General features: G+C 37.6%; 19 protein-coding genes. 9 read left to right on the top strand and 10 right to left on the bottom strand.

The features are described from left to right. Positions 1–104: 104 nt before the first annotated feature. The 7 genes from RH40_RS05790 to RH40_RS05760 all read right to left on the bottom strand — a co-directional run bounded on the left by RH40_RS05790 (position 105) and on the right by RH40_RS05760 (position 8,924). A complete protein-coding gene (locus tag RH40_RS05790; protein ID WP_009600473.1) occupies positions 105–1,298 on the bottom strand; it encodes a phenylacetate--CoA ligase family protein in 1,194 nt (397 codons plus the stop codon). A gap of 121 nt (positions 1,299–1,419) precedes the next feature. Then, a complete protein-coding gene (locus RH40_RS05785) occupies positions 1,420–2,643 on the bottom strand; it encodes a hypothetical protein (protein WP_009600472.1) in 1,224 nt (407 codons plus the stop codon). 24 nt (positions 2,644–2,667) lie between these two features. Next, on the bottom strand, positions 2,668–3,462 hold the full coding sequence (locus tag RH40_RS05780) for a TauD/TfdA family dioxygenase (protein ID WP_009600471.1): 795 nt from the start codon (positions 3,460–3,462) through the stop codon (positions 2,668–2,670). A gap of 363 nt (positions 3,463–3,825) precedes the next feature. Then, the gene (locus tag RH40_RS05775) at positions 3,826–4,290 is read right to left on the bottom strand and encodes a hypothetical protein (RefSeq protein ID WP_009600470.1); all 465 of its coding nucleotides are present in this window, start codon (positions 4,288–4,290) and stop codon (positions 3,826–3,828) included. Positions 4,291–4,902: 612 nt separating this feature from the next. Then, complete coding sequence (locus RH40_RS05770) at positions 4,903–5,214, bottom strand: contact-dependent growth inhibition system immunity protein (RefSeq protein WP_009600469.1); 312 nt, start codon at positions 5,212–5,214, stop codon at positions 4,903–4,905. Further along, positions 5,211–7,403 carry an RNase A-like domain-containing protein gene (locus tag RH40_RS05765; RefSeq protein ID WP_009600467.1) on the bottom strand — a complete coding sequence of 731 codons (2,193 nt, stop codon included), beginning with the start codon at positions 7,401–7,403 and terminating at the stop codon, positions 5,211–5,213. The genes RH40_RS05770 and RH40_RS05765 overlap by 4 nt, the downstream gene beginning before the upstream one ends. A gap of 567 nt (positions 7,404–7,970) precedes the next feature. Further along, positions 7,971–8,924: a catalase family protein gene (locus RH40_RS05760; RefSeq protein ID WP_009600465.1), complete on the bottom strand. Its 954-nt coding sequence runs from the start codon at positions 8,922–8,924 to the stop codon at positions 7,971–7,973. A 117-nt stretch (positions 8,925–9,041) separates the two neighbouring features. Between RH40_RS05760 and RH40_RS05755 the strand changes: the two genes are divergently transcribed. The 5 genes from RH40_RS05755 to RH40_RS05735 all read left to right on the top strand — a co-directional run bounded on the left by RH40_RS05755 (position 9,042) and on the right by RH40_RS05735 (position 14,150). Beyond that, on the top strand, positions 9,042–9,476 hold the full coding sequence (locus RH40_RS05755) for a MarR family winged helix-turn-helix transcriptional regulator (protein ID WP_241209868.1): 435 nt from the start codon (positions 9,042–9,044) through the stop codon (positions 9,474–9,476). Between the two features lie 154 nt (positions 9,477–9,630). Next, on the top strand, positions 9,631–10,320 hold the full coding sequence (locus RH40_RS05750; protein WP_009600462.1) for a transporter substrate-binding domain-containing protein: 690 nt from the start codon (positions 9,631–9,633) through the stop codon (positions 10,318–10,320). Positions 10,321–10,829: 509 nt separating this feature from the next. Beyond that, the gene (locus tag RH40_RS05745) at positions 10,830–12,872 is read left to right on the top strand and encodes a TonB-dependent receptor (RefSeq protein ID WP_009600461.1); all 2,043 of its coding nucleotides are present in this window, start codon (positions 10,830–10,832) and stop codon (positions 12,870–12,872) included. A gap of 36 nt (positions 12,873–12,908) precedes the next feature. Next, complete coding sequence (locus RH40_RS05740) at positions 12,909–13,538, top strand: PepSY-associated TM helix domain-containing protein (protein WP_039954320.1); 630 nt, start codon at positions 12,909–12,911, stop codon at positions 13,536–13,538. A gap of 201 nt (positions 13,539–13,739) precedes the next feature. After that, entirely contained in the window at positions 13,740–14,150 is a 411-nt protein-coding gene (locus RH40_RS05735) for a cytidine deaminase (protein WP_009600459.1), read from the top strand. 139 nt (positions 14,151–14,289) lie between these two features. Here RH40_RS05735 and RH40_RS05730 read toward each other — a convergent pair whose 3' ends face one another. Then, entirely contained in the window at positions 14,290–15,408 is a 1,119-nt protein-coding gene (locus RH40_RS05730) for a DNA glycosylase AlkZ-like family protein (protein ID WP_009600458.1), read from the bottom strand. A gap of 511 nt (positions 15,409–15,919) precedes the next feature. Here RH40_RS05730 and RH40_RS05725 point away from each other — a divergent pair. The 4 genes from RH40_RS05725 to RH40_RS05710 all read left to right on the top strand — a co-directional run bounded on the left by RH40_RS05725 (position 15,920) and on the right by RH40_RS05710 (position 20,397). Beyond that, the gene (locus RH40_RS05725; RefSeq protein WP_081454978.1) at positions 15,920–16,612 is read left to right on the top strand and encodes a hypothetical protein; all 693 of its coding nucleotides are present in this window, start codon (positions 15,920–15,922) and stop codon (positions 16,610–16,612) included. Beyond that, entirely contained in the window at positions 16,599–17,927 is a 1,329-nt protein-coding gene (locus RH40_RS05720) for a pyridoxal phosphate-dependent decarboxylase family protein (protein WP_009600456.1), read from the top strand. The genes RH40_RS05725 and RH40_RS05720 overlap by 14 nt, the downstream gene beginning before the upstream one ends. A 666-nt stretch (positions 17,928–18,593) precedes the next feature. Then, positions 18,594–19,490 (top strand): VirK/YbjX family protein, encoded by an 897-nt coding sequence (locus tag RH40_RS05715; protein ID WP_158091820.1) that lies wholly within the window; start codon positions 18,594–18,596, stop codon positions 19,488–19,490. Positions 19,491–19,665: 175 nt separating this feature from the next. Further along, on the top strand, positions 19,666–20,397 hold the full coding sequence (locus tag RH40_RS05710) for a siderophore ferric iron reductase (protein WP_009600454.1): 732 nt from the start codon (positions 19,666–19,668) through the stop codon (positions 20,395–20,397). A 94-nt stretch (positions 20,398–20,491) separates the two neighbouring features. On the opposite strand, the gene RH40_RS05705 is transcribed toward RH40_RS05710, so the two are convergent. After that, the gene (locus RH40_RS05705; protein ID WP_009600453.1) at positions 20,492–21,772 is read right to left on the bottom strand and encodes a zinc-dependent metalloprotease family protein; all 1,281 of its coding nucleotides are present in this window, start codon (positions 21,770–21,772) and stop codon (positions 20,492–20,494) included. 42 nt (positions 21,773–21,814) lie between these two features. After that, entirely contained in the window at positions 21,815–22,459 is a 645-nt protein-coding gene (locus RH40_RS05700; RefSeq protein ID WP_009600452.1) for a protease inhibitor BamI-like protein, read from the bottom strand. Positions 22,460–22,835: the final 376 nt, after the last annotated feature.

The raw sequence follows: 22,835 nt of genomic DNA, 5'->3' as shown, positions 1-22,835 counted from the left end.
ATCATCAATGTTGGGGGAATGTCTATCGAAAAGAAAAAGGAGGACCGTTGCATCTTCTGGAGTCTTTTAGTGTATGTCCTGCACTTCTCCAGTAGGGAAAGGCACTAACGCTTATCTACAACTTTAATGACTTTTTGGCTTAATGTAGATTTTATCAATTGGTCAAGGCTGACACAGGTCACTTTGAGTTTTAAAGCGCCCTTAAACTCATGAATCAAAAGTAAGGTTTCAAGCTGTCGAGTTAGCGAGGACAAATCATAGTTTGAAGGGCTTGCCAGTAATCGAACTTCAAGAATTTCGATTGTGTCTTCTTTTTCAAAATATTGAATAATTTGCCAATCTAAATAATGTTCCAATAATTCAGATAGGATCTTAAGTTCTATATTAAGATCGGCGTATGATAGCCACTGCTCATTCCTTCCTGTGACTTCAAGTAAGCGATACTGATGGTTTTCGAAATCGACGGTCGACAGCTTGCCAATATCTCCTATCGCATACCTCACCACAGGAAAGCGCTGTCTTAGCTTTATAGTCACAACAATAGCGCCATAGCCATTTGTATCCGGCTCGATGATTTCAACATCAGCAATGTCCTCGACAATGATAAATTGATTTTTAGATAAGACCTTCGAATTATGAAAGGCCCAAGGGCCCGTTTCTGCCGAGCCATAAACAGAATAAATAGTCGGTTTATTAAAAGCCTTGATAATTGCTTGCTCCTGAACCGGGAATAATGGGTTGGAGGCATAAAGCACTGCGGATTTAGGTCTTACTAAGTCATTATTGAGACAATACATCGCGTAATCGGCCAGAGTGATTGGGGCACCAGCGATGATATCAGGACTGAAGTGTTCAATAAATTCATCGGTCTCTTGGTTGGTACAACTGGAACTGATCGGCAGACTCGTTATATTAGCATCTGTTGCCAATTGATTAAAAAGCTCTAATGAACGGTACATATGCGTACCTGGGAATAAGTTTGCCATGGTATGGTTGTGACTAAATGGCCCTAAAAAAGGTAGTGACAATGCTTTGGCCATCAACTTACGCTGCTGGTTTACCTCTTTATTGTCCCAAGGGAAAAAGAAACTTTTAGAGTCAATATCAGTAGACCCTCCTGTGGGTGACCAATACACAGATTGCCAAAACTCATCAGTCGGTTTGAATTGCGTTCTTAGCTGATTAATCGCTGAGGCATAATCGCTTTTTGTTAGTACTGGGCAATCGCATAAGTGAGTGACGTTTTCTCCGACTAAGGCTCTGAAAAAGAGATTATTATTTAGGTTGTCAATTAACAATATCACAGTCTCCTTGTGAATAAATGGTCTCATAGAAATGATAAAAAGTTGCTTGAAGTCGATCACCCCGATCAAGAAAAAAATATATGGCCGCAACAATCCTATTTATATTGGATGTAAGTCATTTAAAGCATGTTGCAACGGCGCATCCTCCTTTTGAAAGAGCGATGATTCGTTCTGGTGAAGTGCGGAAGTATCCAGTGCCTTGATAGAATTCATTAAGACTTAAAATCATACCGACAGCACGACAAGTTTGATATTTTCCATTAAAAAATATCGCTATCTTTTTTTGTTTGAGATAAGGCTGCGCAATATATGAGCCGCTCAATTCTGATATAATATGTGCCATATCAGAAGCTTCAGACTCCAAACCAATAAACATGCCTTCACCTTTTCCACTCAAGCATTTTTTTAGCACCCATTGATTTTTATTTTCAATGATTTCATCTTTGATGTCATCAATAAGATAGGTTGGAATGATATGCTGGTGTAAATACCATAATTCTGTATCACTCAAGTAACGTGACATGATCATTTTGCTAGACAAACACACAAGTAGCCTTTTGTCATGTGCAATCATAATCGTCCTAATGTCATTTACGTAATTAACATTTAATAGTATATGTTCAATAATATCTTGCTCTATTTCTTCTAGCTCTGACTGATGTAACTCCATAATGATCTGCTCACAAGCGGTGTCTTTTCCTATTAAATGGTTCTCTTTTAAGGCCAAATCACTTGGTTTTATATCAATGACTGGAATGTTCTTGTTGAGCAGATAATCTTTGAGCGTATTGAGATCATACCCTTGTTCTTTATCTCTCAATAAAAACAGTGGTTTAGTCAAATCAAATCCTGATAGGTAATTATCGATTACTGCTGACAACTCATCTTCAAAATTCAGCGTGTTATTATGATCTTCCATTATTTGCTGATAAAAATGATGGGAGGAAATAAAACCATTAAGTGTAAATCTCGCATTAATCTCACAAATTTTCATGTCACTATTTTCTGAAATCAAGAAGTCAGGACGGATTGAAAAAATTTGATATGGTTTATTTCCAGCTAATGCAATAAGTTTTTTTTGCTGATTGGTTAAAGGGAGAATACTTTGGATTGTTTCATCTAAAAGGTAGTCCTCCACAATACTTTTTATGGCTTTGATCAATATATCATGTGTTTTTTTTATTTGTGCTTTTACGCTTTCTGTAATTAACAGTGGAAAGGGGCTAAAATTTTTACCATACCATTCTAAACTCATTTTATTCGACAAGCTAAAAATAAATCGGTCTTGCTTATCAGAATTAGAGCTGGCTTTATCATAGTCAGGGACTAGGTGTTCCATATCAGATACTCTTCTGTTGATTACTTATGACATTGGATTGTGGTTATCCATGAAGAACCTTATTCTGAGTAAGTGTCTTTTTCTGTCATGAATTTTGGTTCTTGCATGTAAATATCTTCGGTTATCTAAGATGAGTATCTGATTATCATTTAGTTCAAACCATCGATTTAACAGAGGGGAATGGCATAAATGTTCGAACTCATTAAGTGCAACTTTTAATCTCTCACTTAAAGAAGGTTCAACAATTAATTCTCTGCGATATCTGATATTGAAATTGGCATCAATGATATACGCATGGATCGTCTCGACTCCTCTTTTAAATTCTGGAGGAACTCTTATCTCAACGAGTTCTGACTGCAGTGTTTTCAGTGAGGAATGGCTGAGATGCTGGATAAGGGTGGATGCATCAACAAATAGATTTTTTCCACCTCCTAGCTTATCTGAATGAATACATTGCAGTGCGAAGAAATTTGGAGTTTCTGGTTCATAGGAGCAGTCTGTGTGTAAAACAAATTCATCGAGTCTGTGTGAACGTGCTAGTATGTCATCTCCAGTAGATCCTCCTTGCTTGATGTGCCAGATCGCGTCTTCATCATTACTATGAGTGTGAGCCCTTCCAAGCTTGGCGACGATGTTCTCCAAAATAGATTCATTATTATCAAAGTTGATATCTATAACTAGAAATCCAACCTTTTTTAATATGAAGCTATATAAATCAACCGGTATATCAAAGTTTTTATTATCCAGTTTTTGAAAGCAAATTTTAGGTAGCTTTAAGCTACGATAGTATTCCTTTTCTTTCAATTCTATTTTGGGCATAGCGATACTTCATTACATGGTTCAATTATGTTTAAAATTACAAGGTTATAAATTAAAGTTGTGTAGACTAATGTTAATAATAAAATAAGTAATTAAACAGTTTTATTTGGAGACTATAGCTATCATATATTATAAATTTTATTATAATTCAAATGCATTATTTAATTTTTTTGAATTTAATAAAGTTTGATGAAAATTAAATGTAATAAATGATACTAATATTGTGATGTAAATCCTATCATATAATTCGACGGTATAACTGAGGTACTCGAATTGACTACCTCAGAATAATATATTTATTTAGAATTGATACTTGATGCCTACTTACATAGCGCTTATTCAGGAGTATCGTATGAATAACAATTAATTGGTTGGCTCAGGATTGCCTCTATAGCTTGAGTAATAGCCTGGGCTTAACATAATATCTGGATCTCTCGTGGCAATGCCCATCCAACCTCGAGAATAATCAGAAATCTCGGCATGAACATTCCAATTGTGCCAGCTATCACCGTTGACAGAGTTATGAAAGCCATATGTCTGACATGCCGATTGATAAAGATAATAGTCGGAGGGGTTTTCGAGAACGAGTGCTCCCTTATAAATATAATGAGGTGTTTCGTAGTTATCGTAGGTCATGGTTTGGAAAAATTTAAAATCGCCACGAACCGTCACAATATTTTCACTACTAGGGTTAAACTCATCAGTATGTAGCCAGTCCCAATCAGTTCCTTCACTGTTACCACAATAAATTCTCGCTTCTACTTCTCTAGATGACGCAGAATAAGAAAGCATGATCAATGAAATCACCATTAATATTTTTAATTTCATAATTTTTATTTTCTCCATTTTTAGTTTTAATATCAAATTTTATTATGGATATTATCACTCTATATAACAATGCACTTTGTCTTTAGTTTTGTAATATATACATTTTAAAAATCAGATTTTGATATAACATCATGAAAGTAAACAATAATTTTAATTGTCAGTTTTTGTCATCATAAAACCCGTTTGTTTATATATCTAATTTTATTTATATATTACTAATAATAAATACTGTTAAGGTTTTTTATTTATATAAATTTAGTTATTTAAAATCAATTTATGAACATGGAGAAATAAAGAATAGGCACCAAATTGGGTGTGCCTTTCTTCTCTCTTTCTTTTTGGGACACACACCTTTGGGAAAGGTAACTTATCCTCTTTTTATCTCTAAACCACACAAGAGAATCAAAAGGGGATAGCGTTATTCGATAATTTATAGCTGATGTCATCAGCTATAAATATGCTTGGGGTAGCTAAAACGGATTAACTGCCATCAAGTGAGAAAAATTGCACAGCTTTTGTAAAATCGACGCTCCACTTCACCAACTGTGTATGTTCGATTACATGTTGGTGCTTTATGAGGAAGCGTCTCTAACTTACAAAGGCTTGATCACGCTATACAGATCGCCGCGTTCGCTCAGTCTTAAGTAGTCCTTCAATTCGTGAAAACCAATCCATTGCATTCAATCCATCGGCTTGGAAATAATATCCACAACCAGATTCTTTTAATATTATATCTGCCGTTTCGTTATCCATGTCTAGTTCTAGTAGGTTTTCTAGTTCAGAAATCAATGTGTTCACCTGATCAAGAGGCTCTTTGTTGACGAAATAGGCAATCACATCTTTATCTGTTGAGCCATAGATATCCCAATCTTGATGAAAATATCCCGATATGAAATAGCGAATACAGTTAAAATTTAATATCATAATGTTGGATACCCCGTAACGATACGATAACCTACTGGTGAATTTACACAATACTCTAAGACAACTTGAAGCTTTGTTGTGTAAACAGGTGTGAGAGAGCCACGTTTAACTACCATACCAACTGGTGAGCCGTAGTCATAATATACGATATGCCGATATTCCTTTCTTCTCAAAAAGTCATTAATAGATCTACTCTTGCTACTGATTGCTTTGGCGACAGACTTCTCTGCAATGTTTAAATCTGTGAACGTTGATGCTGCTGTTAGATAAGGTTGGTTATTCAAACGTCCCCGTAATTCTGATAGTGTTTTTTTCACATGCCTTGCAATTAAATGTCCTTGGTGGTCTTCGTGCTTTTGTAAGCCACCGCCCGGCACGACATGTGGCTCTTGACCATTAGAGCCGCCACCCCCTTTTAGACCTATCCTCATAAATGAGTTAGGGCCTGACTTCACGACATTTACATAACCTCCTTCTATTGAACGAGGATCATAAATAACGATTGTGTGATCAGATTTTCGGGTAATAAGCTGATATTTTCCATCAACAAAGCCAATAGCAACTTTTCTACCTTGCCTGTTAATAATTGGATTGTGTTCTAAATCTTGCGCTTCAGGTAAACCACCAAACTCAGGTAGGGGACTACCAGATCTGAATTGATGAAATTTAGGCCCATGGTTATAGGCATGATCTGAGCTATCAATCGGAATGACAGTTTCACCAGAGATCACCCTTGGTTTTGCAAGTGCTGCAGAAATCGCATCGCCTATGACGCCTATGGCAAATGAAATCGCCTCATTTTGTACTTCAGATAAGCGGAGGCTGTATCGAGTATCTTTAAGTTCATTTATTGTCTCTTGAACTTTTTGAGCCCCGTAGTAGTTGCCCTTTAACTTCGCGTTGGTTTGAGCCTCTTCATAGGCTTGGATCATTATCGATAGATTTCCAACTTGAATGGTACTGGGTTGAAGATCTAATCCATAGAAGCTTGGTGAATCTAAGTAGTTATTTGGGAGAATTTCACTTCGCAGCTTTTCTAAAGTGACGTCACTGATATTTTCATATAAAAACCTTGCTGCATCATCACTCTGATACTTATAGTGTTGTTCTATGGCACCTGTAAGTAGGCTTTCTACCTCCAAAAAAAGTTCATGGGAATTTTGGCGGTCAAATCTGACTTTAACGACGGCCGAGCTGCCATCTTTTAATGGCGCAATTGCAAGAAAGTGCTCAGGAATACCTTGAGTAATATTTCCTGATAGATGTTTTATCGCGTATTCATATGACCCCGAGCTTTCTCTTCCCCATTGATGGCTACGAAAAATTTGATTACCGTAATACGGTTCTTTATATTCTGAAGGACGTATTCTAGAAAAATCTAAACGCGCAGTTTCAGTATCATAAATTACCATAGAAGAATTCATACCAAGTTGGCTAAAAGGAGGCCTTGATAGAACTATGGAATTTATGTCTACAACATTATCTCGACTGTTTAAATATTCGAGACTGTTATAAACATGTTTGACTGTTAATTCTGCTCTTTCTCCCTCGATGCCTTCATTAACAAATATTTTGTAGTCTGAATTTTTGGCAACGTTCCAGCGGTTAAACGCACGGTCATAAGAGAATGAATCTACTTCACCACTATCGGAGATACTGATTGCAAAAATAGGCTCCCCACATTGATGGCCTGAACAATCATAAACCAACGTAAATACATATCCATAGCCATTAAGACCATTTACAGAAGTGGTTGTAGGAATGGCTAAATAAGTTTTACTTCCTTCTCGTCCCGTCGTGAAACTTCGAGCAATGGATTCGCGCTGATCGAAATAGGCCCAGTTATATACCGATTCATAGATCCCGTTATTACGCCATCCCCAATTTCCTGAATCTAACCAGTTTGCCCAGTTGGTATAATGTGTTGGGGTAACAGTATACGAGGGAATTGATTGTAACGTAGCGAAATTATGAGGGACGGGGATATTATCAAGGAGTTCACTACTACCTGAGCTGTATGAAGGTTGGTCTATAATATCGACAGAATTATTTTCATGCGATTGTGTAATATTTGTATAAAAAGCAATCACTATCATTGCTGTAGTGATGAGCATAGTTCTTACTTTATCAAATAGTGTTTGTAACGGTGGTTTTATTTTTTTTTGCGAAAATTTTTTATTTATTTTCATGAATATAGCTTTCCTCGTACTAGCCATTTAATGGCGTCTGTTTAAAAAGATCGATTCTGAGAACTGGGATCATTAATTTCATCAAGCATTAATGCTCTATATTTTACGTTGGTTTTTATTTTGAAATCATACGGATTTTCTCATAATAGTTATATAGTTAACTATGAGATTTTTGAATTTTTATTTTGAAGTAATTTTAAACAATAAGTTTTTTATTAAACTTGCCATTAATATATTTTAATTAACTTTAATTTAGTTAATAGATATTTCGGAAATCAAATTTTTGCAAAGGGATGGGAGGTATTTATGAAAGAAGAAAAGTACTATTTTTCTATATTTCTGGGTAGCTAGTAGGAAAAGAAAACACTATAGAAATATCTAAAGATGACTATAGAGACATGTAGACGGAAAATCATCTTTTGATGATATGTGTTGTAGGTATGGGGTAAATTAATAATACTGGGACACGCCTTTGAAAGGCGCACCCAGAATGATTGTCCAAGTCCATGTTAGGGTCTTTTAGCTAATGAAAAAAGATTATCTCGTTTTTAAGAGCAGCGATGAATGCTATTTTTCTGAAAGTCGTCTCCCAAATCCGAGTGCGTAGATAGACGAACGGGCTTGGAGCATGGGGTCTTCAGAGGCTTTAAAACCTTTACTCAAAACAAGTGGGTCAAAATTCATCGTATCGCAGTTTCCTTTGTCCTCTGGAAACGCAGCTGTCACTCTTAGTTTTGCTGCTACCAGTTTTTTATTCTCTTCGCTCCACTTAATATGTGGGTTAAGTATGTCATCTCCCCCCGCTGCGAAGGTGATCACCATGTCCCAAGTCACTTCACCTTTTGAAAGGTTGTTTTGCATATTCTGCAAAAAGAAATTTTCACTTGGATTGAGTGTGATACCTCGCTCTCCAGACGGGACAAAAGACCAACGGACTGGAGTTTGGTTACCTTTCTCATCAGTTAGATAAAATGTATTGATACTATTGTATGTCGCCCCTTCATAAGGGTGAAGAGAGTTATCAAGCTTTGAATGATATGCTTTGTATGCTTGTAACTCAGGGCTGTTTTTCGCGTATGCCAGGGTTGCTTCTTTGCCGTTTGCTTTTGCTTCTAGCAATTCAATGAAGGCTTCAACCGAAGACACAGGGAAAAAGTGCTCGGTGTTCATGCTAAAGATGTGTCTCTCTTTTTTTTCCGCTGTAATTTCAACTGCCAACCCATAGTGTCCTGGCACATTATCAGGTGGGTTTGCTTTTCCTCCTTTGTGGGATACTCGGCCAATAAATGTTGATGGTTCGGTAAAGATAGCGCTACTACTATACGTCTTTACTTTAGGATCTTGTGGGATAAATTCACCGGTAATACAAAACCCCTTAGTGTGATTTCGGCGCTTACCTTCGGTCACCCCAAACAGTTTCTCAAACGCTGCTAAGTTTCTCTGTGGTGAAAAAGTTTCATTTGCCATACCTGGCATAGCAACCAGTAATGACGTAGCAACAGCAAGGCTTAATTTTATCATCGATAGTTCCTCTTCTAATTGTTCGTTATCGAACAATTTACATCGAAACATTTTGATGGTCAACAATCTGATGGTAGAATGATTCTACTTTCAACCGATATGACGATGGTTCAATCAGTGAAAAAAACCACAAAAAGCCAAGAAATGTTGATGCTTGATGAGCAACTTTGTTTTGCTTTACATAGTGCTTCAAACACAATTGACAACTTATATCGTCCGAGGCTAGCAGAGCATGAACTCACTTATAGCCAGTACATCACCTTAATGTCGTTGGCAAATGAAGATAATGTCTCTATTACTCAACTTGCATCAAGAGTTGGTCTTGGTAAAGCGACAATGACACCGTTGCTGCGAAGTCTTGATGAGAAAGGATTTGTTACTCGTAGCACCGTTGCAGGCAATGAGCGCCAAAAGGTCGTTGTATTGACTGAGGCAGGCTTGGAAGCGTTACAGGGTAGTTGTTACGTAACAGAAAATGTATTTTCTCTAACTGGGCTCACTGCTAAAGAGGCCGATGTTTTGATTTCTCTTTGTAAAAAGATCGCCAAGTAAATTTCTTTGCCCTTTGCCCTTTGCCCTTTGCCCTTTGCTATTCTATGTCCCACTCTCTGCCTCAAGTTTGGTTCAAACCCTAGGTTTGTTTCTTATTGACTCACTAATAAAGTATAATAGTGACAAATGGTATGGTGCTTGAAGTGAGGTTGCTATGCAGCAATGGCTGAAATTTGTTTTTTTACTGATTTCTATCAGTTCACCACAAACGCTTGCTTCAGATGAATCAGTAAAGGTCGCAATAGGCAATATCTATAAAAATCAAGATGAAACGACCAAATACGGTATACAAGTAGAACGAGACCTACAAGCTATCTATGCGGGATCTGGAGTCAAAGCGGAATTTACTTACCTTCCAAGTGAAAGGGCAATTCAATCGGTTATGGTTGGAGAATATGATGCTCTTGATATGAGAGTGGGGATGCTGGAAAAAGAGCCACAACTTGTGAAAGTAGATGTGCCTTTGGTTAGTATTGATCTTTATCTCTACTCTATCGATGGGTTGAAATATAATCATCTAGATGATTTAAAAGACCAGACAGTTGTTGCGTTTCAGGGAACTCGATACATAAAATTATTGAAACATTATAAAGAGCTCTATCTTGTTCAAACTCCCAAACAAGCTGCCCTAATGTTAACCAAAGGACGAGCTACTGTTTGGTTTGCTCCTGAAGGTTATTATCTTTATATAAAAAATATGTTTCCCAATATAGAAAAGGCAAGCCCTAGAATTGCGAGGTTTCATTTGTATCATTACCTTCACATTTCAAAATCACACCTACTGGGAAAAATAGAAGATTCTGCTAGAAATTTCCTGCAGTCTAAACTGACAAAAGAGCAGTAAAGGCGTCAATGAGAATACGTCACTCCATTACGAACCTAGATACGTAACTTATCCAAGACATTTAATCTTTTCAGTTAACCCTATTCATGGGTAAGCAGACTATCTCGTAAACCGTTAAATTTTGCGTCGGTCCAATTCGACAATGTTATTAAGACCGAATTTCGTAACTCTTTTTTATTTGTATGTTTGTAACTCGAGGCTGTGTTTCGTGTACGCCATGGTTGCTTCTAGCGATTCAATGAAGGCTTCAACCGAAGACACAGCAAAAAGAGCTCGGTATTCATGCTAAAGATGTGTCTCTTTTTTTCTGTTGTAATTAGCTCCATTTTTCTGTTCAAAAAACGTTCAATCATTTCAATGATCAACATAACCTTACCTTTGTTGCTCAATTTATAGTCTTTAATAATGGTTTTCTCACTATTATTAACAATTCTATCTTTAATTTATTTCTTCTAAATGATAATGTTTTCGATTCTCAATTGCATTTCCGCATATCATTTTTATAAATTATGAAAAACAATCTCAAATACAATTTACTTTCTTTGTCTATTATTACTGCCTGTGCACCAGTTATCGCTGAAGAACAGGACAAAATGACGGTTGTCGATAATAAGACTCAACACGCCCAAGTGACGACAGCGACCAAGACTTCAACACCCGCAAAGCTCGTTCCTCAGACCATTGAAAGTCTGCCTGTCGAAGACATTACTGCTTTTGGCAATAGCACATTAAGTAACGCACTAGTTGGAATTCCTGGCATCAATGCAAGTGGTGATACACGCTTTGATGGTTTAAATATCCGGGGCTTTAAAGCGTCTAATGATTTTTATTTAGACGGGTTTAGAGATGACATGCAGTACACCAGAGATCTTGGCAACATTGAAAACGTCGAGATCCTTAAGGGGCCTGCTGCGGTTTTATATGGCAGAGGAAGTTCTGGCGGTATCATTAACCGAGTGACGAAAAAGCCTGAAGCAGGTTTGGACTCTAAATTGACAACAAGAATCGGCAGTAACAATTTTTATCGTGCTGATGCAGATCTTAATGGCGAGGTTAATGAGGATGTTCAGGTGCGCCTAAACATGGCTTATGAAGACGCAGGCAGCTTCCGCAAGAATGTCGATAGTAAACGTAATATGGTGGCACCTTCCATTAATTGGAATGTGAATGATGATGTGACATGGCTTGTTCAGTATGAGCGCCACGAATCAGAACGCGTTCCCGATAGAGGCATTCCAAGCGTAAATGGCTCTTTTATTGGTGTTCCTATTGATACAGTATATAGCAATACCGATCGTGATTACATAAATGATATTGCCCAATCAGCTCGTTCTAGACTGACATGGGACATTAATCCTGACTTACAATTTCGCCATCTTTTCAGTTATACCAACCTAAGAAGCAAATTCGATAACACCTATGTGTATCGTACTAAGCCGAATGGGGATCTCATTCGCGGTCGTTGGCAGCAAGATTTAAAAGCAAATAATTTTTCAAACAATTTTGAATTAGAACATCAGTTTGAAACGGGTGCTGCTGAACATAATTTACTACTTGGCTGGGAACAGTCGTGGCAGGAACGTATTCCAAAGTTATATAAAAACGTTGACCCAGTACCAGTAGGTAATGTTTACCGGCCAGATGTCCTTCCGAGTCATAATGGTCCAATGAAAACTGCGAGCGATAAAGAACATAAAGTGGAGAGTTATGGCTTCTATCTTCAAGATCAAGTGACGATGGGCGATTGGATTGCTCTTGCAGGTGTAAGGTATGATGACTTTAAAGTCAAAACACACGTAAATACGAATCACCTAGAGGAAACCGTTTCCAATTCGAGTTGGAGCCCCCGCCTTGGTTTAGTGTGGTCTCCAGTTAAGGAACATGCGGCTTATCTTTCATACAGTAAAACGTTTTCGCCAGTTGGTGGCGGTCTTATCGGTATTAGCCCAGGCAGAGATAGCAACCAGTTAGACCCCGAGTACACTCGTTTGTATGAAACAGGGGTAAAAAGTGATTGGTTCGATGGCTCTCTGGCAACTACCTTGTCGGTATATCGTTTAGAAATGTATAACAAAAGAACAAAAGATCCGCTCGATCCAGATAAAACTATCCTTACAGGTCTGCAAAGAACTGACGGTATCGAACTCTCGTTTAAGGGCTTTATTACCGAAGAAATCACGGTTCGAGGTGGTGTCGCATACCAAGATGCGGAATTGGTGAAAGCTGAAGATAACCTACAAGGTAATCGTCCATCGAATACTTCTCACTTAAATGGCCAATTTTATGTTGGATATAAGCAAGACTCTGGTTGGTTTGGTGAAACTGGTTTCGTTGCGGTTGGAGAGAGGTTTGCTGATCGCAAGAATACACTTAGATTACCTGGCTATGCTCGCTTCGATGCTCGTGTTGGTTATGAGTGGAATGACTGGATTGCTCAGTTAAGCATCGAGAACTTATTAGACAAAGAGTATTACGTTAGTGCAACGGGTATCGGTCAGATAATGCCGGGTGCTCCGCGTGAGTTTTATCTCACTACTAGCTACAAATTTTAATGAAATGGGTTGGCCAGCGAAAGCTGGCCACTTTTTATGAGAAAACGCAGATTTCCTCTACATAACAACAAATGGTTGCGCCGAATACATGCATGGACAGGCATTGGATTGATCCCTCTTATGCTTCTTTATGGTGTTACTGGTCTATGGCTTCAACATCGCTCAACACTTAAAATACCCGGTCCAATCACGGAGATGACTAACGAGATTTTTCATCTTGAGAATTCCTTTCATAGTATCGGTGATTTTAAGGCTTTTTCTGATAGGGCATATCCCGGTTGGTTTGAGGATAAGAAAGTGACGGTAAAAGCGTCGATATCGCTGCCCACCAAGAATGACTCAATCGTTATACCCGAGATGTGGAGTTTACGAAAAGTCGGTCTTAAAGGCAGTCTTGGTATTTCTTATGTTCCTGACACATTGGTGGTGCGAGTTAACAAACAAGACCCTAATTTCGGAGCCTTTATGAATAGACTTCACAGAGGGATGGGAACAGGTATAAGCTGGCAGTTTTTTGGTGATTTGGCAGCAATAGGTCTTATTTTATTTTCGTTCACTGGGCTATTTATGTGGACAAAGTTACATGGCACGAAAAAAACTGGTACTGTGCTTTTCGCAGTAGGTGGTGTTGCCATGATAGGTACTGTGCTTTTTAATCTTCTGTAGTCAAAGTATATCGGGTTTAATATATTGTCCAAAGATGATTAATTTTAAAGAAAATTGGTATTATATGGATATTTGGTTACTATTTTTCGATTTTTAATCACAAGGATGGATAATTACGCATTTTACAATGTATGAATTATCGGTGTAATAATAACTGATATTTAGACTTAAATTACCAAATAAAATAGAATATGGATAGTTATGGAAAAAATAGAAAGTGAGCTTTACCAAGCGGCAGTAGAATTGATAAAAACTCGCTATCCCTCGGGTTGGGGCGGAGCTGCTGCGGTGAGAACGGAATCAGGGAAAATCTTAACAAGTGTGGCACCTGATACAATAAATGATGCTTTGTCACTTTGCATGGAAGTCGGTGCTTACTTAGAAGCTCACAAAATTAATGAACGAATAACCCATTCCTTGTGTATTTGTCGCGAGAATGAACATGGTGATTTTTTAATTTTATCTCCTTGTGGAGTGTGTCAAGAGCGCTTGGTACATTGGGGGGGAGATGTAAAAGCTGCAATAACAACGGCAGATAACACGCTCGTTTTCAAGACTGTTCGTGAATTGATGCCTCATCACTGGTCACTCGTAAATGGGCAAGCGTTATAACAGGTGAACTTGGCGTCAATAGAGTTTTTAATATCTCACTTGACGCCATAAAAGTACAATACTGGGTAAAATCATCAAAGCTAACTAATGCAGAAATAACAACCTTAGTAAAAAACTCTTAGGTGTTCAGCCTGTGTGGTCAACCTTCTTCATTTATAAGTTCATCACCTGTCAAAGTATTAAACTTGGTATTGGTCCAATTCGATAAGGTTTTGAGTATCGAGTGGTGGAGTTCTTCATGAGCTGTATTTTCTGATGATTCTATAGCTTCGACGATGATTTTATCTTTAACTTTACGAGGCGCAACTCGACCAACAATATTCTTTCCCTGCAATATCGGCATGCCGAAATATCCGAATTCACGCTTATCAGGCTTTTTGTAAGCCTCCAAAACAAAGTCACAATTAAATAGCCGTTTTAATCTAGGCCTAAACCACACAAGAGAATCGAAGGGAGATAATGGAATAGCGTGATCCGATAAATTATAAATCGCATCATCCGCACCCTGCGCAATCCAGCATGGCTCGTCCCAGCCTTCGACAAGACACTTTTCAAAATTAAACTTAAGCAGGTATTCTGAAACGTCTTTGACGGGTAGACGATAGTAATCTGCGATATCAGACGCTGTCGCTACGCCAAGGTGAGTAAGTGCGTCTTCAAGTAAGAAATGAATACAATCGAGATCATTGACATTCTGATCTCGAATCTCTTTAGGTAAGGCTAGATCTACATCATGATAACGTCTTTTCCAGCGATTTCGATAGGTACAAACCGCCTCGCCCGTCCATAAAAGCCATTCCAGAGCAACCTTATTCTTTGATGTTCTTTCCCAGCCATGTCCATCCACTGGCCCGAGCGTTGATGTACTGAGCTCTCCTAATTCACGCAGCTTTTTTCTGGTTGTAATAACAGCCGCATGATCGACTTTAGGCCCCCTCCAACCTATGGTTTGAATTTTACGCCTTCTGAATCCGAAGTATGGCCATTTTTCTATTGGTAATGCCGCCATAGCGTGAGCCGGATACTCAAAAGTTTTTACCGGGGAGTTGGCCGTAAGAAATGTAGTACTCTCATTCAGCGGTAGACCCCGAGATAACAAGACTAATTCATGAGAACGACGAACCGCAGATATTGAATCTATTTGTATACAACCTAATTTTGTTAAAATACTCTCCAATGTGTTGTCCTTATTATAAAATCCTTGCGAACATACGGCGAGGGTTCTGGCGTCACTTATTGACAGTTTTTTTAAAGACAAAATCGTATTCCTTGAGTTAATCGGGGTGATAAGTATTTTCAGCAATCACTGTTAACTTAAAATTTCAATCGAAGAATGTTAATTTTTAAGGATAAGGATAGTAATTTAATAGTTCTTTATCGTTTAATTTTTTCTATTGAATTATCGAATTAATCACAGAAATAGCCCAAAACCATTTGGAATATATAACCTGTACTCTCTATTTACCCTAATTTTGTAGCTCAGGTTGACGTCTGAGTAGCCGTTCCATACCAGAAGCTCGTCACTATCAATTAACTTTAAATACCACACAAACATTCTCAAACTTCGCCCATTTAACATCACATAAATTTTATTTTTTATTGATATAAATATTACCTGTAGTTTTTATATAGGCTTTCCATAAGGTTAATCAAGAAATTGGTAAGCTTATGAGATACATAGAGGGGTTTCTATAGGTTAGTATACGAGTTTACTAAATTATTTTCATCTAATTACGAAAATAATGTTTAACTTCATGCCAAGGATATAAATGAATAAACTAAGTGAAGAATATTTTAACGATTACATCTTTCCGCTATGGAATAGATATATGGAAATCATAAAATCCAATATAGATATTATAGATTCTTGCGTCGTTAATAACATGAAAGAATTAGGGTATTTTAATTCTGATTTTTCTTTTTATGATTTCAATAACGTATTGAAAAAGTTAAAGATAGAGATAGGATTTACTGTTCCTCAAAAAGCTGATAGTTGGTTCTTGATGTTATCTGGTGGATTTTTTCCTCACTATCAGCACATAAGAAATAGAAGCGCAATAAATCATAGTGATAAGCCTGATTTTTTTCATGATTTTTTAGGGCATGTTCCTATGTTGATCGATGACGATTTTGTTAATGCTATAAGAAGGTTTTCTGAGGTTTATGTAACTCAAAATGATTATATTCAGTCTGAGCTCATGAGATTATGGTTTTATGTAATTGAATTTGGTGTTTTAAAAAACAAAGAGAGATTATGTGTTTTTGGTGGCGGTGCAATTAGTTCAGACAAATTCAGTAAAGACTTTAAAAAAGGTAAAATTAATATTTTTGAATTCTCTATGAGTAAAATAAGGGATGAGAAAATATCTCTTGAAGGTAATCCAGAAAACTTATTTTATTTTGATTCATATAAGAAAATGATTAGTATTTTTAATAAGGAGATTACTTGTGCTGTGCGATAAAACAATTTCCATTCTAGTAAAACTTATATCAAAAAATAAAGAAAACTTTGGCTATTTACCGAAATTTGATAGAGAAGAAGATATTCAAGTTATTATTGAAAGTCTTATTGAAAGGCTACAAGATAATGACCCTTACTTTCATCCTCATTATGTCGGGCATATGTCGAGTTATGCATCTGACTTATCGTTGGTTGGTTATCTAATGGCTTCACAAATAAACCCCAACAATCACAGCTATGAAGGAGGAAGAGCCACCACTAATATGGAAGTTGAGTGTATCAATAAAATGGGAAGTATGATTGGGTGGAAAAATACAAAAGGTCATCTAACTTCTAGTGGAACTATCGCAAACTTGGAGTCACTGTGGCTAGCAAGAGAGTCGGGAGCAACTGCGGTTATTGTCAGTACACAAGGACATTATTCCCATAAAAGAAACAGCTCAATATTAGGGATGGAATGTATCCATGTGCCGACCGACAAAAATGGAAAAATGCGAATAAATTGTTTGGAAGAAGTGCTCATTGGTAGAGAAAAAGCGGTTGTTGTTGCCACCCTTGGAACAACACTATTAGGAGCCGTTGATCCACTGGATGAGATAGTCAGTTTAAAAGTAAAATACAACTTTATCCTTCATACAGATGCGGCTTACGGAGGCTACTTTAAATTGATTGAGGACAGTCTCTCTCCTTCTGTTATGCGATCTTTTTTATCTTTAGCTAAATCGGATAGTATTGTCATTGACCCTCATAAGAAAGGCTTACAGCCATTTGGTTGTGGCTCTATTTTAATTAATCCTGCCTATAAGAATATAAGCGATAAGTACCAGCATGAATCACCTTATACTTACTTCGACAAAACGGGCATAAGTTTAGGAAAAGAAACCCTTGAGTGTTCGAGGTCGGGAGCTTCAGCAGCGGCTCTTTGGGCTACGATGCAATTTTATACATTAGAAAAGGAGGGCGTTTTTTCGTCAAAACTTAAAAATTCGAAGCTGGCGGCTGATAAATTTGCCCAAATGGTCCATCGCAGTGAATTTTTTGAATGTATATCGGATCACTATGATTTAGACATTGTTGTATTTAAAATATCTAATAACGTTGAGATTAAGAAGAAAACGCTTTGTCTTTTTGAAGCAATGAAAACCAAAGGATACTTTCTGGCCTTGGCATCTGGGACGTATAAAAACACCTACTTTGACAACTCTTTCATAAGGTGTACTTTTATGAAAAGTGAACATGTCGATATTATTGCTCAGTTATATCTTACTCTTGAAACAACATTAGCTGAGATCGAAACGATTGAAATAGATCAATAAAGCTCATGTGCTTTAAGTTTTTAACTTCAGTGTAAGATGATCTCGAGGAAAACAGCACTGCAGAACTTTTGGTTATGTCTTAGTTGTTTGACGAGTAAAATCGACTGGGTGAAATGCTATCCGTTGGTAAAGCTATTCAGACACTTCGATACTGTAACTTTCTAGCAACTCAGCATTATACCATTAACATTCATCGTTTCCTCGGGGTCTGACTGAACCTGCCGTTCACTTAATGTTAATAACTTTATAGCTAAGTGACTTCAACATGCTGGATTCAGAACGTTGCCTGCTGCAACTTAAAACGTTCATGAGATGTGAGCTATTTTTTTGTGCCTTAAATTTTAACCTGCAACCGCGATATGGTTTCTGTATTTCGAGTGATACAGATATAACTCATTTATGTCACTCTTTGTCTACTCAAGTTTAGAATTCACCCGCTACGTTTTGATATTGTGGCAGAAGGTTACGAAGGTATATAACTAAATTCCACAAAGTTCATATAGTTAGATCTTTAACATGACGTTGCCGGTAATGATTGCTAGAAGTGGCCAATTTTAGCAATAGTGCTTTGTGTAGTTTTGTCGGGTTTGCTTACAAATCAAGACAGAATAATTTTATTTATGTCAATAAAATTACGTCAAATTCCACATGAAGTTTGAGGATACTGTGAGACTCAAGACATTATATAAGATTTCACAACAGATAAACGGTACCCAAAATAAGTTCACTGTTTACCGAGATCATTGCAGATTCTGTTTTCGCTATATGATGGCTCCCAGTATTGCCAAAGAGATGCAATCGCTTCAAGAAGATGAAGATATTCGTGCTCTTTTTGACCTAAGGCCAAAAATGTACGATCAGCCAACCCATCATTATGTATGCGTGAATTGGGATAAAGCGGCTCGTGTTAAAAACCTCTCTTATCACCTAAATTTTATGTCAAAGCAGCTAGGTGAAAAGAGCAAGTATGCCTACTCAGAGGAAGGTTATAAGCTATTTTCAATTGAGGGAAATCACGGCGAGCATTACGATGTGCGTCTTTGCTCTGGTGAGTGGCGTGAAGGTTCTTTGGCTATCAGTATCACAAATCAAAACCTACAGAGTGTGTATTCGACAACATTTTGCATTACCGAAAACGATGACTTATTTATTGGCTGTATTCAAGGGGCGAAAAGCTCCGTTGATAATCGTTCGGAAGTCATAAAATCTCTAACAAAAGCGCAGCATGGAATACGTCCTAAAGCTCTTATCGTCGAGCTTTTGATGATGTTTGCTCGTCACTATGGTTTAGCGAATGCCTACTGTGTGTCAAATAAAGGGCACGTCTACAGCGCATCTGACTTCAGAAGTCGTAAGCAACGCAAAAAGGTCATGTTTGACTATGATGCCTTTTGTACCGAGATGAGCGGTATTCGACAAAATAGATACCAATTTAAACTTCCTTTGGAGAGTAAGCGCAGAGATCTTAGTAGCCTTAATCGAACTAAGAGAAAGATGTATAACAAGCGATATGAATTGCTAGAAAAGTACGAAGAAAAAATCAAGGCTTCTCTCGCGGCCTAATACTTCGGGACTACTTATTCCTCGTTTAATCGGTGCATTAATAGTGGTTAGAGCAAACAACATATAGCCGTAGCTTCTCTGGCACTTTTGTGATTACGGGAATGTGAATCAATTGCATTTATAAATGGCTGTCTTTATTCTAGGCAGAGAATCCAATTGATAACTATCACGAGCTATGAGTACTGATCCGTTTTTTGAGCACCTTTTTGACTATTCTAAGCAAGTCACCCCTTATCTATCGGGCTCAATTGCTCCGATGCCTGAAGAATTTTCAAATGAGTATTTTCTGCATATTGACTATCCATGCAGTCAAAATATTCAGCAACTCTATAAAAGCATAGAGCGTGCTCATCCAGAGGCAGGATCAGCTTACTGGTTAACTCGAACTTGGGATTTGCTTTGTTGGCAGCCTGTCTATGTCTCTTTTATTTCTATCTATGCGCTCCATGGTTTACCTAACGTTGCTCATATACGGCAAGAGATCCAGTCGCAATTTGTCGCTGGGTACTCTTTCGATTCTACTGATCATATCCACGCTTCTGAAGCGGAGCTTATCGAAAAGGCAGGCAAACAGTTGCAACAGTTATTCGCATTCTTCCGTGAGGAAATGAGCCAGTGGACGAGGATTCGTCCCGGTTTCACCAATCATTTATTTGCTGATGGTATTTTAGGTTGTTTAGTTAAACTGAGTAATTTTGCTCCGCAGATGCCCAATGCTTATCTAATTGAACAAGCGAGTTTATGGCTGTCAGCGTGTAACCTATCAGAAAAGCATCTAAATGGTTTAAGTGTCAATGAAGAGAGCGGAGATCTGACATTAGTTAGAACGAGCTGTTGTTTAGTTTATAAATGTGATGGTCGAGAGCTTTGCCTTGATTGTCCGAGACATCCGGAAAACAAGCGTTAACCACCCTTTAAAGGTGGTTAACTGAGACCCTAAATGACTTTAAACACTTATTTGAAAAAGTTATTTAGGTTGAAATATGTTGCTTAGATATCAATTATTCAAATGTTACTGTTGCACTATTTAATACACCCTCATCTTCAGTATATCGGTCATTGATCGCGAGTTTCCATTGCCCATCAACGTTAATTGGTCGAGCGAATTTGAGTGTGTAAGTCATAATATAGTATTTTTTACGATCATGACGATTCGTCTTCTTAATCGTAAAGTTATTTCCGTCCGGATCGATTAATTTGATCGAAAGGTCACCGACGTGTCCGTGATCGATATTAATTTTAACAACCGCCTGTTTAAATTGTTTGTCGTGAGAGACGGACACGGGCAGTTCGAGTTCGGCTTCATCCGGTATTTTTATATTTGTACCAAAGCTGAATGTTTTACCTGACTCTTTTGGATCATTGGGCGTTTCAGGCTGAGTAGGTGTCTCAGGATGAGTAGGAGTCGCGGGGTTGTTGGGCGTCTCAGTAACGGTTGGTATTACGGGGTCAGATTTGCTAGGGTAAATGTTAGCAATGTGCGGCGCACTAACCCGAATAACGCGAGCAGCGTTGGCTTCGCCTCCAACACCACAAGCTTGACCACCACATTGTGTGTTTGGGTTAGAAAAAGTATATGAATTGCCTCTTATACCAAACACGTATCCATAGGCCATGGTCGTTGCAAATTTGCCTTGAACTCCGTATCCGTAAGCATCCTTATCGGTTCTTCCCTTTTCATGCGGCAGCTTAGGTAGATGTTTATATTGTTCGCGAGCATGGTTAAGCCCAAAGTTATGGCCTAGCTCATGGATGAACGTATTGTCACCGCATTCGTTAATATAGCTGTGGCTGTACATGCCACTCTTAGCCGCTCCAGCATGCCATCTTGATCGCCAATTGAGAGCAGGTATTATCCAAGCAATACCGCAGCTTATCGAGCCTCTGTCATAATCGGGCGAATTATTGGTATCAAGATAGCGAAATAGTGCAACCATATCCGCCCCTTTTTCTTCTCTTACTCGCTCTATATCAGCGAATATAGGGGACTGCTTTTTGGAGGGCGTAATTGCATCTATGGCTTGATCTTGGCTTTTTTTTCGACCAGGTTTTGAATCATAGTTATATTCTTTTAAACCGATAAGATTAATCTTAACGTCGACCTGACTTCTTTTAAGAATCTGATTACCAACATTAAAGCGATGCTGTATAGCCGCAGTATGGTCCATCTTGTTGGCGGTCTCAGTAGTATAAACACCTAATATATCAATAGAGGTTTCTGCCAATGCAAAGGGTGATAGTGCAGTGGCAATAGCGACTGCGACAAGTGTATGATTTTTCATTTTGATTCCTGATTTATTTAGTTTTGTGAATTTTTTAATGGTTTAGTGGGGTCTGTGCGAGTGGGGTACTTCATATATCCATGCAGATTTCCCGGTCCCTTCGACTTTAATTTGTCCGTTGGGGTGACCGATAAAGCCGAATATAGCTTCTTTTCCAAAAGTGAAAGTAACGGGGAAGGAATGGTCTTCAATTAAAAAACTGCCAGACCATGTACGATTGCCTTCATTTTGGAATTCGTTAGACTCAACTTCTATTTCGATATTTGAATTATCGGGTAGAGTTAATGATGCCTTATCTCCCTGATTTAGTGCTCTAAATTCATTGATATTGGAAAATTCTATTGCCTTTATTGATTCTATTGCCTCACTCTTTGGCCTTATTTCATCAAGGACAGGTGTGGAATTAATTTCTATCCAGTTATCTTCTACGTATCTTGGGTCCTTGTTTTTAGGACTTGTGACGACTCGTTCTTCTTCCACGATTACATCGGAAAAGTCAGGATATTGACTTGTTTGAGACAACTGTTCTGGTAAAGAGTCATTAGTTTTATGTTGATTTACCTCACCGTGTATATTTTTTTTCACACCATCTTTACTTTCTCCTTTATTTTTCGGCTGATAAAAGAATATGGCTAGTAGAATAGGTACACCTACTCCTAGCGAGATTAATATCTGCTTAGAATTCATGGATCATCTCCTGAACTAATAATATAAAACGTCGATTAAATATATTTACTTTTCTTTGCTTCTTTTGACAAAGAGAGTAATTCGATCAAGAAGAACGGTACTTACAGTAAGAACATTAAATTTAAAGTTCTTAAAAGTAAGAATGATATTGGGTCCAACTTGAGAAAGCGAAGTCTATAAAAGATGCTTTTTTCTAACAATAGTATTAATACTGACTTTTCTATTGGGCTTGTAAAAACACTAAAATTATGTATCAAAAATAATATTAGTCGTTCTCTTTATTAAGAAGTTAGATGGGATTTGCATTCTATTCGATGTTTATTGAAGTAAGTTAGCCAGTATTTTTTTATCGAAACATTTATTAATAAAAATTAAT

This window comes from Vibrio caribbeanicus ATCC BAA-2122 (assembly GCF_000165125.1).
Lineage (GTDB): Bacteria > Pseudomonadota > Gammaproteobacteria > Enterobacterales > Vibrionaceae > Vibrio > Vibrio caribbeanicus.
This window is presented reverse-complemented; position numbering and strand designations above follow the sequence as displayed.